The 897-nt window shown below is 63.4% G+C and carries 1 protein-coding gene; it reads left to right on the top strand.

The features are described 5' to 3' along the window. Positions 1 to 897 (top strand): elongation factor Tu (tuf, locus tag IB259_RS30830; protein ID WP_192331049.1); only part of this gene is annotated, 897 nt, incomplete at its 5' end.

Below are 897 nucleotides of genomic sequence, written 5' to 3'. Positions count from 1 at the left end.
ATGGACGGCGCGATCCTGGTCGTGTCGGCCGCTGACGGCCCGATGCCGCAAACCCGCGAACACATCCTGCTGTCGCGCCAGGTTGGCGTGCCGTACATCATCGTCTTCCTGAACAAGGCTGACATGGTTGACGACGCCGAGCTGCTCGAGCTGGTGGAAATGGAAGTCCGCGAACTGCTGTCGAAGTACGACTTCCCGGGCGACGACACCCCGATCGTGAAGGGTTCGGCCAAGCTGGCGCTGGAAGGCGACAAGGGCGAACTGGGCGAACAGGCCATCATGGCTCTGGCCGCTGCGCTGGATTCGTACATCCCGACGCCCGAGCGCGCCGTGGACGGCACGTTCCTGATGCCGGTTGAAGACGTGTTCTCGATCTCGGGTCGCGGCACCGTGGTGACCGGCCGTATCGAACGCGGCGTGATCAAGGTCGGCGAAGAACTCGAAATCGTCGGTATCGTTCCGACGGTCAAGACGACCTGCACGGGCGTGGAAATGTTCCGCAAGCTGCTGGACCAAGGTCAAGCCGGCGACAACGTGGGCATCCTGCTGCGCGGCACCAAGCGTGAAGACGTCCAGCGCGGCCAAGTTCTGGCCAAGCCGGGCTCGATCACCCCGCACACCGACTTCACCTCCGAGGTGTACATCCTGTCCAAGGAAGAAGGCGGCCGTCACACCCCGTTCTTCCAAGGCTATCGTCCCCAGTTCTACTTCCGCACGACGGACGTGACGGGCACGATCGAACTGCCGGCCGACAAGGAAATGGTTCTGCCGGGCGACAACGTGGCCATGACGGTCAAGCTGCTGGCCCCCATCGCCATGGAAGAAGGCCTGCGTTTCGCCATCCGTGAAGGCGGTCGTACCGTCGGCGCCGGCGTCGTCGCCAAGATCCTGAAGTAA

The sequence above is a fragment of the Achromobacter sp. ACM04 genome, from assembly GCF_014851465.1.
Taxonomy (GTDB): Bacteria; Pseudomonadota; Gammaproteobacteria; order Burkholderiales; family Burkholderiaceae_B; genus Achromobacter; species Achromobacter aegrifaciens.
The sequence above is the reverse complement of the archived record's forward strand: the minus strand, read 5'-3'. Positions and strand labels throughout refer to the sequence as shown.